At 34.8% G+C, this 14,801-nt stretch carries 16 protein-coding genes; all 16 read left to right on the plus strand.

Going from position 1 to position 14,801, the window contains the following annotated elements; all coding sequences use genetic code 11:
• Nucleotides 1-44: 44 nt before the first annotated feature.
• The 16 genes from BR52_RS04510 to hslV all read left to right on the plus strand — a co-directional run bounded on the left by BR52_RS04510 (nt 45) and on the right by hslV (nt 14,801).
• Entirely contained in the window at nt 45-887 is an 843-nt protein-coding gene (locus tag BR52_RS04510) for a DegV family protein (RefSeq protein ID WP_034569634.1), read from the plus strand.
• A gap of 80 nt (nt 888-967) precedes the next feature.
• Nucleotides 968-1,837 (plus strand): SGNH/GDSL hydrolase family protein, encoded by an 870-nt coding sequence (locus tag BR52_RS04515; RefSeq protein ID WP_034569636.1) that lies wholly within the window; start codon nt 968-970, stop codon nt 1,835-1,837.
• A gap of 27 nt (nt 1,838-1,864) precedes the next feature.
• On the plus strand, nt 1,865-2,494 hold the full coding sequence (locus BR52_RS04520) for a YpmS family protein (RefSeq protein ID WP_034569638.1): 630 nt from the start codon (nt 1,865-1,867) through the stop codon (nt 2,492-2,494).
• Between the two features lie 12 nt (nt 2,495-2,506).
• Nucleotides 2,507-3,028 carry a peptide-methionine (S)-S-oxide reductase MsrA gene (gene msrA, locus BR52_RS04525; protein WP_034569640.1) on the plus strand — a complete coding sequence of 174 codons (522 nt, stop codon included), beginning with the start codon at nt 2,507-2,509 and terminating at the stop codon, nt 3,026-3,028.
• Nucleotides 3,025-3,264: a YozE family protein gene (locus tag BR52_RS04530; RefSeq protein WP_034569642.1), complete on the plus strand. Its 240-nt coding sequence runs from the start codon at nt 3,025-3,027 to the stop codon at nt 3,262-3,264. The genes msrA and BR52_RS04530 overlap by 4 nt, the downstream gene beginning before the upstream one ends.
• Before the next feature lie 15 nt (nt 3,265-3,279).
• The gene (gene deoD, locus BR52_RS04535) at nt 3,280-3,993 is read left to right on the plus strand and encodes a purine-nucleoside phosphorylase (RefSeq protein WP_034569645.1); all 714 of its coding nucleotides are present in this window, start codon (nt 3,280-3,282) and stop codon (nt 3,991-3,993) included.
• An 18-nt stretch (nt 3,994-4,011) separates the two neighbouring features.
• Nucleotides 4,012-5,478, plus strand: a complete 1,467-nt coding sequence (locus BR52_RS04540; RefSeq protein WP_034569648.1) for a S41 family peptidase — start codon at nt 4,012-4,014, stop codon at nt 5,476-5,478.
• Between the two features lie 159 nt (nt 5,479-5,637).
• Nucleotides 5,638-6,177: a signal peptidase I gene (gene lepB / locus BR52_RS04545; RefSeq protein ID WP_034569650.1), complete on the plus strand. Its 540-nt coding sequence runs from the start codon at nt 5,638-5,640 to the stop codon at nt 6,175-6,177.
• 27 nt (nt 6,178-6,204) lie between these two features.
• Nucleotides 6,205-6,861 (plus strand): signal peptidase I, encoded by a 657-nt coding sequence (gene lepB, locus BR52_RS04550; RefSeq protein ID WP_034569652.1) that lies wholly within the window; start codon nt 6,205-6,207, stop codon nt 6,859-6,861.
• A gap of 86 nt (nt 6,862-6,947) precedes the next feature.
• Nucleotides 6,948-7,811, plus strand: coding sequence for a ribosome biogenesis GTPase YlqF (gene ylqF / locus BR52_RS04555; RefSeq protein ID WP_034569655.1), 864 nt, complete (start codon nt 6,948-6,950; stop codon nt 7,809-7,811).
• A gap of 2 nt (nt 7,812-7,813) precedes the next feature.
• Nucleotides 7,814-8,596: a ribonuclease HII gene (gene rnhB, locus BR52_RS04560; RefSeq protein ID WP_034569657.1), complete on the plus strand. Its 783-nt coding sequence runs from the start codon at nt 7,814-7,816 to the stop codon at nt 8,594-8,596.
• A gap of 92 nt (nt 8,597-8,688) precedes the next feature.
• Nucleotides 8,689-9,552 (plus strand): DNA-processing protein DprA, encoded by an 864-nt coding sequence (dprA, locus tag BR52_RS04565; RefSeq protein WP_034569659.1) that lies wholly within the window; start codon nt 8,689-8,691, stop codon nt 9,550-9,552.
• Nucleotides 9,553-9,774: 222 nt separating this feature from the next.
• Entirely contained in the window at nt 9,775-11,853 is a 2,079-nt protein-coding gene (gene topA / locus BR52_RS04570; RefSeq protein ID WP_034569661.1) for a type I DNA topoisomerase, read from the plus strand.
• An 80-nt stretch (nt 11,854-11,933) separates the two neighbouring features.
• Nucleotides 11,934-13,256 (plus strand): FADH(2)-oxidizing methylenetetrahydrofolate--tRNA-(uracil(54)-C(5))-methyltransferase TrmFO, encoded by a 1,323-nt coding sequence (trmFO, locus tag BR52_RS04575; RefSeq protein ID WP_034569662.1) that lies wholly within the window; start codon nt 11,934-11,936, stop codon nt 13,254-13,256.
• A gap of 64 nt (nt 13,257-13,320) precedes the next feature.
• Entirely contained in the window at nt 13,321-14,220 is a 900-nt protein-coding gene (gene xerC, locus BR52_RS04580) for a tyrosine recombinase XerC (protein ID WP_034569664.1), read from the plus strand.
• 38 nt (nt 14,221-14,258) lie between these two features.
• Complete coding sequence (gene hslV / locus BR52_RS04585; RefSeq protein ID WP_034569666.1) at nt 14,259-14,801, plus strand: ATP-dependent protease subunit HslV; 543 nt, start codon at nt 14,259-14,261, stop codon at nt 14,799-14,801.

Consider the following 14,801-nt stretch of genomic DNA (forward strand, 5'->3'; position numbering starts at 1 on the left):
GAACCTATCTATTTTTGCAGAAGAAAGAGTGGGATTAATAAAAAATGAAGAAATTTAAAATTGTAACAGATTCATCTGCTGAGTTAGGACCAGATGAAATTAAAGAATTAGCGATTCATGTTTTGCCTTTAACAGTGATGATCGATGATGTTGTATATGTTGACGGGGTCACATTGCAAAAAGAAGAATTTATGGAAAAAATGCAACAAGCAAAAGCTTTACCAAAAACAAGTCAGCCACCAATTGGACAATTTGTTGAACTGTATGATGAATTAGGAAAAGATGGCAGTGAGGTTATTTCTATTCACATGACAGAAAATCTTAGTGGAACCGTTAATACCGCTCGTCAAGCAGCTCAATTATCGACAACAGAAGTTACGGTTATCGATAGTGATTTTACGGATCGCGGCTTGTCTTTCCAAGTAATTGAAGCAGCCAGAATGGCTTTAGCGAACGCCGATAAAGAAGCTATTTTAAAACGAATTGACGAAGTGAGAGCCAATACTAAATTATATATTTGTGTTGTGACATTAGAAAATCTTGTAAAAGGTGGTAGAATTGGTCGTCTGGCAGGAGCATTGTCAAGCTTTTTAAATGTAAAAGTGATGATGGAGCAAGTAAAAGGACAATTAGAATTACGTGTTCGTGGACGCGGAATGAAACCAGTTAATAAGTGGCTTGTTGAATTACAAGAGAAATTAAAAGAAACACCTAATATTCGTGAAGTATCATTTTCATATGCAGACGATGAAGAGGCTTGCGAAGAAATTAAAAATCAATTTCAAGCAACATTACCTGACGTACCAATGCGCGTTAGATTAACCAGCCCAATTATTTCAACCCATGCGGGTAAAGGTGCTTTTGCAGTCATGTACTATACCGATTAGTAAGTATCCTGCATAATTATTTATGGACAGATTCTACTATAAGTAGAACTGTTCTTTTTAAATTAAGAAAGGAAAAATAAATGAAACAGTTAAAATCACTAATAGGCGTACTCCTTTTTTTAGCAGTAGCGACATTTGTTGTTTTTCAAGTGCTGAATTTTTTAAGTGGCAATGAGACAGCAACTCAAAAGGCAGTTACAAAGATTACGAATAAAGTACAAAAAAAAGATATTTCCATTGTTGCAGTAGGAGATTCTTTAACAGAAGGCATTGGCGACGGGACCTCAACTGGAGGGTACGTTTCAAGAATTGCTGACTTATACGCAACAGATAAAAAAATCAACGATATTACAACGGCTAATTATGGGATATCAGGCAATACAAGTACGCAAATTCTAAAACGAATTCAAACGAAAACAGATATTCAAGATTCTTTGAAAGACGCAGATGTCATTGTTTTAACTTTTGGTGGGAATGATTTAATGAAAGTGATTAAATCCCAACTATTAAAAGTAACAGAAGACAGTTTTGCAAAGCCAGAAGCAGCATATAAACAACGAGTAGAAACTATTTTTTCAGAAACTCGAAAGTTAAATAAACAAGCGCCGATTTATGTTTATGGTATTTACAATCCTTTCTATCTATACTTTTCAGATGTTCCTGAAATGCAGACAGTGGTAGATTCATGGAATGATGCAACGAAATCCGTTGTTGATGAGCAAAATAAAGCACACTTTATTCCAATCAACGACTTACTTTCTAAAGGAAACCAAGTTGAGTCTACTGAAAATGAAGATACCTCATCTACTTCTTCTCATCAAAAGGCTGAAATTGTCAATGATTTATTATTTGAAGAAGACAGTTTTCATCCTAATGAGGAAGGCTATGACATAATGGCAAAAGCACTTTACGAAAATATGCAGAAAACAAAAACAGAATGGCTTCCGTAAAAAGTAAATAGAGAAAGCAGTGAGGAAATGGTAGAAGAAACCAAACAAAGAAAACAATTCAAACGTCCTATTAATCCATGGAAATGGGCATTTTTAATTTTAATAGCTATATTATTAGGAATCGGTATTTGGGGTGGAACGAAAATTTTTGTACCTGTTAATACTGTAACTGAGCAAAAAAAAGTGCAGAAAACAGAAGATGTTTCATTTGAAGTGAGTACTCATAAAAAAGAAGTCAATGAAATCGTTGCTCATGGGATTGATCGCTTTATAAAAAAAGGAGACATCCAATATCAGTTAGTGTTCAATGAACAAGCTGAAGTAATCGGCACGTTTAAACTCTTTAATCATGATGTTCATTTTTATCTATATTTAGATCCCTTTGTAATGGAAAACGGCAATGTTCAGTTAAAAGCAACGAATCTAAGCATTGGAAAGTTAAATTTACCGATCGGGTACGTGATGAATTTGATTTCCAAACAATATAACTTGCCTAAATGGGTACAAATCGATAGTAAAAAACAATTAATTGTTTTAAACTTGGATGAGTATAAGTTAGAAAATGGCTTGAAAATAAAAGCTAAAAAATTCGATTTGAAAAATGACGACATTCGATTTAGTGTCTATTTGCCATTAGAAGAACTTGTTAAGAAATAAGGGGGACTGTTAATGAAGGAGACAGCGATTTTTGCTGGCGGCTGCTTTTGGTGCATGGTAGCGCCTTTTGATCAGATGAAAGGGATTGAAAAAGTGATTTCTGGATATACGGGAGGGCACGTAGAAAATCCAACGTATGAAGAAGTTCTAACAAAAACAACGGGTCATACGGAAGCTGTTGAAATTACTTTTGATCCAGACCTGATTAGTTATGAAGAATTGGTGGATATTTACTGGAATCAAACAGATCCAACCGATGCCATGGGGCAATTTCAAGACCGAGGTGATAATTATCGACCTGTGATATTTGTGAAGGATGGCAAACAACGTAAAATAGCAGAAGCTTCTAAGCAACGTTTAGTTGAAAGTAAGATGTATTCGAAACCTATTGTCACACAAATTCAACCAGTAGCGCCTTTTTACCCTGCTGAAGATACGCATCAAGATTTTTATAAAAAGAATCCAGCGCGATACCAAGCAGAACAAAATGAACGACAATCCTATCAATTGAATAAAGGAGCTGAATTAAAATGAGGCAGTCTTTCTTTCACTTTTTAATGACAGAACGAGACCCTCATAAAAATGATGAAGTCACAAAGTTTGCTAATGATGTTTACTTGGATGTCAGCTTTCCAAAACAATCAGAAAATTATCAAGAAATAAGTGATTATTTAGAGTTTTATGGGGACTATTTAAGTTCAATGAGTGTCTTTGACAACGCGTGGGAGCGATATCTTGAACGTAACCAAACATTAAGCAGTTCAAATTAGGGAGGAAATAACAAAATGAGTATTCATATTGAAGCATCACAAGGACAAATTGCAGAAACGGTATTATTGCCAGGGGATCCATTACGAGCAAAATATATTGCTGAAACATTTTTAACAGATGTTGAACAATACAACCGCGTTAGAAATATGTTTGGCTATACAGGCTTATACAAAGGCGAGCGTATTTCTGTTCAAGGTACGGGAATGGGCATTCCGTCGATGATGATTTATGCTGATGAGCTAATGAATAGTTACAATGTTCAAAATCTAATCCGTGTAGGCACGGCAGGTGGAATGCAAGCAGACGTTAAAGTACGAGATATCGTTTTAGGACAAGGGGCAACAACGGATTCTTTTATTAACCGACAAGCATTTGATGGGAAAGTAGATTTTGCTCCTTTAGCTAATTTTGACCTTTTAAAAACTGCTTACGATATTAGTACTGAAAAAGGATTATCAGTTAAAGTTGGAAATATTTTATCAGCAGATCGTTTTTATAACGCAGAACTTGATAAAGTAAAATTAGCGGATTACGGCATTTTAGCTGTTGAAATGGAAGCAGCTGGCTTATACACACTAGCAGCAAAATATAACCGTAAAGCTTTAGCGATTCTAACGATTAGTGACCATATTTTCACAGGTGAAGAAACTTCTTCAGATGAGCGTGAACGTACATTTAGTGACATGATGATTGTAGCATTGGAAACAGCTCTTAGACAAAAACAATAAAACAGTGGAGGTGTTCCTTTGAATCAAGAACCGAATGATTTAAAACCTAAGAAAACTAAAAAGAACATTACTTTAAGTGTGTATGTCACATCTCTTATCTTGGTCGCGGTATTAGCGGTGGGTGGAACTTATTTCCTAACTGAAAAAAACCAAAATCAAGTAGCCGTTGATTCTTCAAATGCGGCTAAAGTAGATCAGAATTTCAACAAATTACAAGAAGTCTATTCGAAGTTATCGACTCAATTTTACAAAAAAGTCGACAGTACTAAACTATTAGAAGGAGCCTTGTCTGGCATGGTAAATGCGACAGGGGATCCTTATACGCAGTACCTAGATGTTGCAGAGGCAACGGATTTAGACAGCACGATTTCAGCTTCTTTTGAAGGAATTGGTGCGGAAGTAATGAATCAAAATGACGCCATCACCATTGTTTCTCCAATTGCGGGTTCGCCAGCTGAAAAAGCAGGACTTTTGCCAAATGATGTTATTTTAAAAGTAGACGATCATGAGATGGCAGGTCTGACTTTAAATAAAGCAGTTTCGTATATTCGTGGTGAAAAAGGGACCGACGTTGTCTTGAAAATCCAAAGAGGAACAACTACCTTTGATGTAACGTTAAAACGTGATACGATTCCAGTTGAAACAGTAAAAAGTCGTCTGGATGAAAAAGATCCAACAATTGGATATATCCAAATTACGAATTTTTCACAACCAACTGCTTCTGAAGTTGAAAAAGCAGTCAAAGATTTACGTGGAAAAGGTGCAAAATCCTTTATACTAGATGTTCGTGGAAATCCAGGTGGTTTATTAGATCAAGCATTAAAAATTTCTAACATGTTTGTAGAGGATGGCAAAGTCTTGATGCAAACGAAAGAACGAGACAAAAAAGCAGATATTATGAAAGCTGATGCAACATTAGGCGACTTTAAAGTAACAGAACCTATCACATTGTTAGTAGATGAAGGGAGCGCTAGCGCTTCTGAAATTTTAGCAGGTGCTTTAAAAGAGTCAGCGAACACGACCATCATTGGTACGAAAACCTTTGGTAAAGGAACGGTTCAAACAGTAGCAACTTTTGATGATAAGAGTGAATTGAAAATGACAATTGCTAAATGGTTAACACCATCTGGTCAATGGATTAATAAAAAAGGCATCGAACCCACAATTGCCATTGATTTGCCAACTTATACAAAATTATTACTAATTGATCCAAAGAAAACCTATCAACAAAATGATGTGTCAGATGAAGTGAAGAACTTGCAAAGTGTTTTAAACGCATTAGGTTTTACTTCTAATGACGCAAATGGTTACTTTGGAACAGGAACAACCGAAGCGGTTAAGGCCTTTCAAACTGTCCATAATTTACCTTCTGATGGCATTGTGACAGATAAAACATCTACCGCATTAATCGAAGCATTACGAGAACTAATGAAACAAAATGACACGCAATATGAAAAAGCTGTTTCTTATTTACAAACAAAATAATAAAAAAAGAGCTCTATTTTCTAGAATTTAATTAGGAAATAGGGTCTTTTTTTGAAGGATTAAAAAAAAAAAAATGAAATGTAGTAAAATAATAGTTATTTCAGTCATTTTCTTGTATGATAGAAGGTAGTAAAGTTTACAAGTTTGGAGCGAAAGGACATGAAAAAAACTTGGAGAGATCATTTATGGGATTGGTTTAAAGCCGCTGTCTTAGCGATTGTCCTCACTGCTATTTTAAGAAATTTTATTTTTATTCCAATGAATGTACAAGGATCATCTATGATTCCAACACTGCATCAAGGAGATCAAATGGTCGTTGAATCATTTTCAAAAATGAAACGTTTTGATATTATTGTTTTTAAGGATGCGTCTAATCGAACCTTAGTGAAAAGAATTATTGGACTACCGGGTGAATCGATTGCCTATCGTAATGATCAACTTTATATTAATAATCATAAAATCAACGAGCCTTTTTTAAAAAATAAACTAGTAACGCAGGCTGGAGAAACGTGGACATCTGATTTTGAATTACAGCAATTGACAGGTGAGAAAAAAGTTCCTGAAAATGAGTATTTTGTTTTAGGGGACAATCGTAGGTCAAGCAATGACAGTCGTGTTTTTGGATCGATTGCCAAAGATGAGATTATTGGGAAAACGATTTTAGTGTATTTTCCGTTTAATAGAATAAGTGTTTATTAATGCTGATAAAAGAAAGTAGGAAATGATATGAGTAGAACGAATTATTCAGATGGACGAGATGAATCTGCAGAAATTTTTGAGCCTCGTAGTAAGGCACATCATTCTAAAACAAGAAAAAAAAGGTCAAAAAAAGGCAAAAAAAATGAAATTCTAAGTACCTTTGTTTATATTGTCGTGGCATTAGCGATATGTTTGTTGATTCGTCAGTTTTTATTTGCACCAGTAAGTGTAGATGGAGAGTCAATGATGCCAACGCTAAAAAACCATGACCGCTTGATTTTAAACAAAATAAAAAAAGTGGATCGGTTCGATATTATTGTTTTCCCAGCACCTGACGCACCAGACAAAGAATATATTAAACGTGTGATCGGCTTGCCAGGGGATGAAATTTCGATGCAAGATGATGTTTTGTATTTGAATGGCAAAGCGGTTCAAGAGCCTTATCTAGATCAATACAAAAAGAAATTGAAAGAAAAAGGGCAACTATTAACTGGTGACTTTACGTTAATGGGGAAAACGGGTGTTGCTAAAGTCCCAGAAAATGAATATTTTGTAATGGGAGATAATCGAGGCAATTCAAAAGATAGTCGTATTTTTGGGTTTGTGCATATTGATACGATTTCTGGAACGACAGATCTTCGCATTTGGCCGTTTACTCATTTTGGAACACTAAAAACTGAATAATTTAGTGAATGAAATGACAGCTTTTAGGTCATTTCTTTTACTGATGTTCGCTAACCGATAAATTTTAAGTATAGAGGAGCAACAACATGACAATCCAATGGTTTCCTGGTCATATGGCCAAAGCAAGAAGAGAAGTATCCGAAAAATTAAAATTAGTAGACGTCGTTTTTGAGCTAGTAGATGCTAGACTACCACTTTCAAGTCGAAATCCAATCTTGGATGAATTAATTGGACAAAAACCGCGTGTTATTATTTTGAATAAAAGTGATTTAGCTGATGAAAGACAGACTAAAGCATGGGTTTTATATTTTAAAGAGCAAGGAATTTCTGCTGTTCCAATTATTGCGCAAGAAGGCAAAGGCATGCAAAAAGTAATGGCTGAAGCGAAATTGCTATTAAAAGAAAAATTTGATCGTATGAAAAGTAAGGGGATTAATCCACGAGCGATTCGTGCTATGAGTATTGGAATTCCAAACGTTGGGAAATCAACGTTAATCAATCGTTTTATCAAAAAAAATATTGCTAAAACCGGGAATAAGCCTGGGGTCACAAAAGGGCAACAATGGTTGAAATTAGGCAAAGAATTGGAATTGTTAGACACTCCAGGAATTCTATGGCCCAAATTTGAAGATCCTGAAATCGGAAAAAAATTAGCTTTAACGGGAGCAATTAAAGACAATCTATTACAAATGGATGATATTGCTCTATACGGCTTAAATATTATGAGAACTTATTACCCACAACAATTGATGAAGCGTTTTAAAATCAACCAAGAAGAATTAGCTTTAGATTTACCAGAATTATTGATGCTAATTAGTGAAAAACGGGGTTTTAGAGATGATTACTCTAGAGCAAGTGAAATGATTGTCTATGAAATTCGAAGTGGTAAAGTGGGACGCTATACATTGGATCATGCGCCAGTTCATTTTGAAACAATAGAAGAGGCGTAAGTATGAATAAAAAATTGACTATCCTAGAAGTGAAAGAACTATTAAAAACGATTAATACGACAAATGATCCGTTATTTGAACGTTTAACTAATGATGAGCGTAAAGGTGTTCAAATCGCGATTAAAGCCTGGCATAAAAAACAAGCCGATGCACTTAAGCTAGAGGAAAAACATCAAGAAATGTTGCAGTTTGAAGAAGAATTATGGCAAAAAAATTGTCTTCATATTGCAGGTATTGACGAAGTCGGCCGTGGTCCATTAGCTGGTCCAGTTGTCGCAGCAGCAGTTATTTTACCTAAAAATTTTCATGTATTAGAAATCAATGATTCTAAACAATTATCTGAAGCGAAACGTGATGCTTTATTTGAAAAAATTAAGGATGAAGCATTGGCGATTGGAGTTGGGATTAAAGACGAGTCCACTATTGATCAAGTAAATATCTATCAAGCTACTAAATTGGCGATGATTGAAGCAGTTGAAAACTTAACAATTGATCCTCAACATCTATTAATTGATGCGATGCAATTAGATCTCCCTATTCCACAAACAAGTATTATTAAAGGAGATGCTAGAAGTTTGTCAATTGCAGCTGCAAGCATTGTAGCAAAAGTGACCAGAGATCGAATGATGAAAGATTATGACGAGCAATATCCTGGATACGGATTTGATAAAAATGCGGGTTATGGAACAAAAGTGCATTTAGAAGGTATAGAAAAGTATGGAGTTACCCCGATTCATCGGAAAACCTTTGCTCCAGTTAAAAATCAATTATTGAAAGAAAGATAAAGAGAAATTCTCTTTGTCTTTCTTTTTTTAAATGAATGGACTCTTTTTGGCGAATAGTAAGAATATACACTATTAAAAAGGGAGATACGCATATGAATGTAACAGAATTAAATGAATGGTTGTTTCATCTGGCACATTGTCATGGAGTTGGAGCAAGTAGCAGCATTCGAATGGTTGCAGAATTAATGGAGAATCCATCCTTGTCATTATTTGAGTTAGCATTTAGTGCTAATTTAAGTTCAAAAAACATGAAGTTATTTTATGAAAGCTATGAAAAAATAGATCGTCAAGCGGCTCTTAATTATTATAAAGAAAAAAATATTAATTGGATTACTATCTTAGACGACGATTATCCAAGCTATTTAAAAGAAATTTACAATCCACCAGCCCTACTTTTTTATCAAGGGGATAAAGACTTATTAAAAGAAAATTTATTAGCAATTGTAGGTTCGCGTTTAAAAACAGCATATGGAAGTGCCGTTTTAAATTTATTTTTACCGAAATTGCTTAAACATCAAATTGTTACTGTAAGTGGATTAGCTAAGGGAATCGATGCTGAAGTTCATGAAAAAACAATTAACTTAAAAGGCAAAACCATTGCAATAGTCGGAACGGGTTTAGACTTAGCTTACCCAAAAATCAATAAGGATTTGCAACTGGAAATTGCGAAAAATCATCTATTGGTATCAGAATATCCCATGGGATCAGCTCCAGAAAGACATCATTTTCCATTAAGAAATCGTATTATAGCAGGTATAAGCTTAGGAACATTAGTTGTTGAAGCTAAAAAAAGAAGTGGTAGCTTAATTACTGCTAATTTAGCTTTACAAGAAGGGCGCGAAGTTTTTTCAGTTCCTGGAAGTATTTTAAGCTCTTATTCAAAAGGAACCAATGAACTTCTTTTAAATGGAGCAAAATGTGTTGTAGATGCCGAACAAATCTTAGAAGATTTGTAAAAATAATAAAAAAATTTTTTAAAAATTAAATAAAGGCTGGAAACACCTTAATATCAACGTCGTTATCTATTAGAACCTCTTTATTTTTAATTTTTCCTACTATATAAATACAAAATTTTAGAACAGTTAGTTGACAAAGTGCTACTAGATGGCATAAGATGATAAACGATTTCAGTTTTTAATTTATCATTAAATAAAAGCTCATTCGAAAGGAGCAACTTTGTGGCCTATAAATATTTGGTGATTGTTGAATCACCTGCAAAAGCAAAAACTATTGAAAAATACCTAGGGAAAAATTATAAAGTAGTCGCTAGTCTAGGACATATTAGAGATCTTCCAAAAAGTAAAATGGGTGTTGACGTTGAAAATAACTATGAACCTCACTATATCTCAATTCGAGGTAAAGGTGACTTAATTAAGGAATTAAAAAAGTTTGCTAAAAAAGCAGACAAAGTTTATCTCGCAGCCGATCCAGATAGAGAAGGGGAAGCTATCGCATGGCACCTTTCACACTTACTGAATCTGGATATTGAAGATAAAAATAGAGTGGTTTTCAATGAAATTACTAAAGAGGCTGTTAAAGAAGCATTTAAAGAACCTCGTTCGATTAATATGGATTTAGTCGATTCACAACAAGCTAGACGTATCTTAGATCGATTAGTAGGTTATACAATCAGCCCTATTTTATGGAAAAAAGTAAAAAAAGGACTTAGTGCAGGTCGCGTTCAATCCGTTGCATTAAAATTGATTATTGACCGTGAAAAAGAAATTATCGCTTTTAAACCAGAAGAGTACTGGACGATTGGTGGAAATTTCAAAAAAGGAACGAAAAAGTTTAAAGCGAATTTTTATGGCTTAAAAAACAAAAAAGTAGCCTTGAAAAATACTGAAGAAGTACAAGAAGTTATTAAAAGATTAGATGGTCCTGATTTTGAAGTTACTAATGTTACAAAAAAAGAACGCAAACGAAATGCAGCTCTTCCTTTTACAACAAGTAGCTTACAACAAGAAGCTGCACGTAAATTAAACTTTAGAACAAGAAAAACGATGATGGTTGCCCAACAATTATACGAAGGAATTTCACTTGGACGTGGCGGTGCAGTTGGTTTGATTACTTATATGAGAACCGATTCAACTCGAATTGCAGATAGCGCTAAAGCTGAAGCAGCTGAATTTATCGTAAAAGAATATGGTGAGGAATATTCTGCAACCAAATTTAAAAAATCAAAAAATGCTCAAGGTGCGCAAGATGCCCATGAAGCGATTCGTCCTTCAAGTGTGCTTAGAACACCTACAGAATTAGAAAAGCATCTATCAAAAGATCAATTAAAACTTTATAAGTTAATTTGGTCGCGATTTGTAGCTAGTCAAATGACACCAGCAGTTTTTGACACAATGAAAGTTGATTTGGTTCAAAATGATGTCTTATTTAGAGCAAATGGTCAAAAAATTAAATTTGCAGGATTCACTAAAGTTTATATTGAAGGCAATGACGAAGGTAAAGAAGAAAAGGACAATATTCTTCCTGAGATGGAAAAAGGGGATACTGTTAAATCAGTTGATATTGAACCTAAACAACACTTTACTCAACCACCTGCTCGTTTTACTGAAGCAACCTTAATTCGTTCTCTTGAAGAAAATGGCGTAGGGAGACCTTCCACATATGCACCTACATTAGAGACGATTCAACGTCGCTACTATGTAAAATTACAAAGCAAACGTTTTGAGCCAACAGAACTAGGCGATATCGTAAATACCATGATTGTGGAGTTTTTCCCACAAATTGTTGACATTCATTTCACTGCTGAAATGGAACAACAGCTTGATCATGTGGAAGAAGGCAAAGAAAACTGGGTTGGCGTAATTGATCGATTCTATAAACCTTTTGCGATTGAAGTTGAAAAAGCAGAAGAAGGAATTGAAAAAATTCAAATCAAAGATGAGCCAGCAGGATTTGATTGTGAATTATGTGGCCATCCGATGGTAATCAAATTAGGCAGATACGGTAAATTTTATGCTTGTAGTAATTTTCCTGAATGTCGAAATACAAAAGCCATTGTAAAAGAAATTGGCGTAACATGCCCTACTTGTAAAAAGGGTAATGTCATTGAGCGTAAATCGAAGAAAAATCGTTTGTTCTATGGGTGTGACAAGTACCCAGAGTGCGAATTTGTATCATGGGATAAACCAGTTGGACGCGATTGTCCTAAATGTGAGCATTATTTAGTTGAGAAAAAATTAAAAGGCGGCAAACAAGTTGTTTGTAGCAATTGTGATTACCAAGAAGCGGTTCAAAAATAATTTATTTAGGGAAAAAAGAAGTTTTTGCTTCTTTTTTTCTTTAATCTTTTAATGGAATAAGATGAAAGAAGGTAATATTATTGGTTGAAACAAGTTTTGTAAACGTTATCGGAGCCGGATTAGCAGGAAGTGAGGCGGCTTTTCAGATTGCTGAAAGAGGAATTGAGGTTCATCTTTATGAAATGCGTCCAGTAAAAAATACAGAAGCTCATCATACGTCAGATTTTGCTGAGTTAGTTTGTAGCAACTCATTGAGAGCGAACCAGCTAACGAATGCAGCGGGTTTATTAAAAGAAGAGATGCGACAATTTAATTCGCTTATCATTAGTGAAGCAGATCAAAATGCAATTCCTGCAGGCGGAGCATTAGCTGTTGATCGAGATAAATTTTCGCAAGGTGTAACGGAAAGAATTAAAAAGCATCCATTGATAAAAATTTTTTCTGAGGAAATCAAAACATTACCGAAGGGACCGACTGTTGTTGCAACAGGCCCGTTAACATCTGTTGCTCTAGCAAAAGAGATTGCAGAATTTACCGAATCAGATGGACTCTATTTCTATGATGCGGCTGCACCAATTATTGATAAAAATAGCATTGATTTTGATAAAGTATATTTAAAGTCCAGATATGATAACGGTGAGGCTGCCTATTTAAATTGTCCAATGAATGAAGAAGAGTTTAATCGCTTTTATGATGAATTAATTGGAGCTGAAGTAGCACCGTTAAAATCGTTTGAAAAGGAAAAATTCTTTGAAGGCTGTATGCCTGTTGAAGTGATGGCCAAACGTGGACGTAAGACATTGCTATTTGGCCCGTTAAAACCCGTTGGCTTAGAAGATCCTAAGACAGATAAGCGGCCATTTGCAGTTGTACAATTACGGCAAGATAATGCGGCAGGGTCTCTTTATAATTTAGTTGGTTTCCAGACGCATTTAAAATGGGGAGAGCAAAAACGGATTTTGCAATTGATTCCAGGTTTAGAACAAGCCGAAATTGTTCGATATGGAGTTATGCATCGAAATACGTTTATTAAATCTCCTGACTTATTAAAAGCAACCTATCAGTCAAAAAAACGTTCAGATTTGTTTTTTGCTGGACAAATGACCGGCGTAGAAGGATATGTAGAAAGTGCCGCAAGTGGTTTAATTGCGGGAATGAATGCAGCTAAGCTAGTTTTAGGAGAAGAATTAGTAACTTTTCCTATAGAAACTACGCTTGGCAGTATGGCTTATTATATTACCCATGCCGATAGCAACTATTTTCAACCAATGAATGCAAATTTTGGTTTGTTTCCACCCTTACCAGAAAAAATTAGAGATAAAAAACTTCGAAATGAAGCGTATGCAAATCGGGCATTAGAAAGTATTTTAAATTTAAAGAAAATTCTCTCAATAGAGGTCTGAATAGATTGAATTCTCTTTGTTGATATGATAAAGTATCTTTGTCGTATCAACAGGGGGGATTTTTTTGGATGAGTCACAATGGATTTCTATTTTTTTACAGTATTTAATGATTGAAAGACATTACTCTGAATTAACAAAAAAAGCCTATGAAGAAGATATTCTAGAGTTTAAAAAATTTCTTGAAGAAACTGGTGAAGCTTCTTTCAAAGCAGTTACGCTTTCTGACGTTCGAATTTATTTAGGTTTATTAAATGAAAAACAATTAAGTCGCAACTCAGTTTCAAGAAAAATATCAAGTATGCGAGCGTTCTATCAATTTTTATTGAAAGACCAACTAGTAGAAGACAATCCTTTTTCATATATTCATTTGAAAAAAAAATCACTAAGATTGCCACGCTTTTTTTATGAAAAGGAAATGGAAGCCCTGTTTACAGCCGTAAAAGGAGATAGACTGTTAGATTTTCGGAATGAAGCTTTATTAGAAGTATTGTATGGTACTGGTATTCGAGTTAGTGAGTGTAGCAATATCCAAATCAAAGACTTAGATTTTGAATTAGGGGTGCTGCTAGTTCATGGGAAAGGCAACAAAGAACGTTACGTTCCATTTGGGCATTATGCAGCAATTGCGATTAAAGAGTACCTTGAAAAATGCCGAACACCTTTAATGACAAAATACCATAAAGAACATCCCTATTTATTTGTAAATCATTATGGCGATCAGATAACGCCAACTGGAATTGAATATGTATTAAACCAAGTAATAAAAAAAAGCAGTTTAACCTCTAATATTCATCCTCACATGTTGCGCCATACATTTGCTACTCATTTATTGAATAATGGTGCAGATATGCGAACTGTTCAGGAATTATTAGGTCATGCAAGTCTTTCTTCGACACAAATTTATGCTCATGTAACGAAAGAGCATTTACAAAAAAATTACCGACAATTTCATCCAAGAGCGTAATGCTTTAAGAAGAAATGAATTAATAGGAGGAATAAACAATGACAACAACTTTTCACGCAACAACGATTTTTGCAGTGAGTCATAACGGGGAATGTGCAATGGCTGGCGATGGTCAGGTAACGATGGGAGAATCTGTTATCATGAAAGGCACAGCACGTAAAGTTCGTCGTATTTATAACGGTGAAGTGCTAGTTGGATTTGCTGGAAGTGTAGCAGATGCTTTTACATTAGAAGAAAAATTTGAAGCTAAATTAAATGAATACAAAGGCAATTTAAAACGAGCTGCAGTAGAGCTAGCTCAAGAATGGCGTACAGATCGTGCAATGCAAAAACTTGAAGCATTATTAATTGTCATGAATAAAGATGAAATGCTAATGGTGAGTGGCGGTGGTGAAGTGATTGAACCGGATGATGGTATCTTAGCGATTGGCTCTGGTGGGAATTATGCACTTTCAGCAGGCCGAGCATTAAAAAAACACGGTCAACATTTAAGTGCAAGTGAAATTGCCAAAGAGAGCTTAACGGTAGCAGCAGATATCTGTGTCTTTACCAATCATAATATTATCGTGGAAAAACTTTAA

Source organism: Carnobacterium divergens DSM 20623 (assembly GCF_000744255.1).
Lineage (GTDB): Bacteria > Bacillota > Bacilli > Lactobacillales > Carnobacteriaceae > Carnobacterium > Carnobacterium divergens.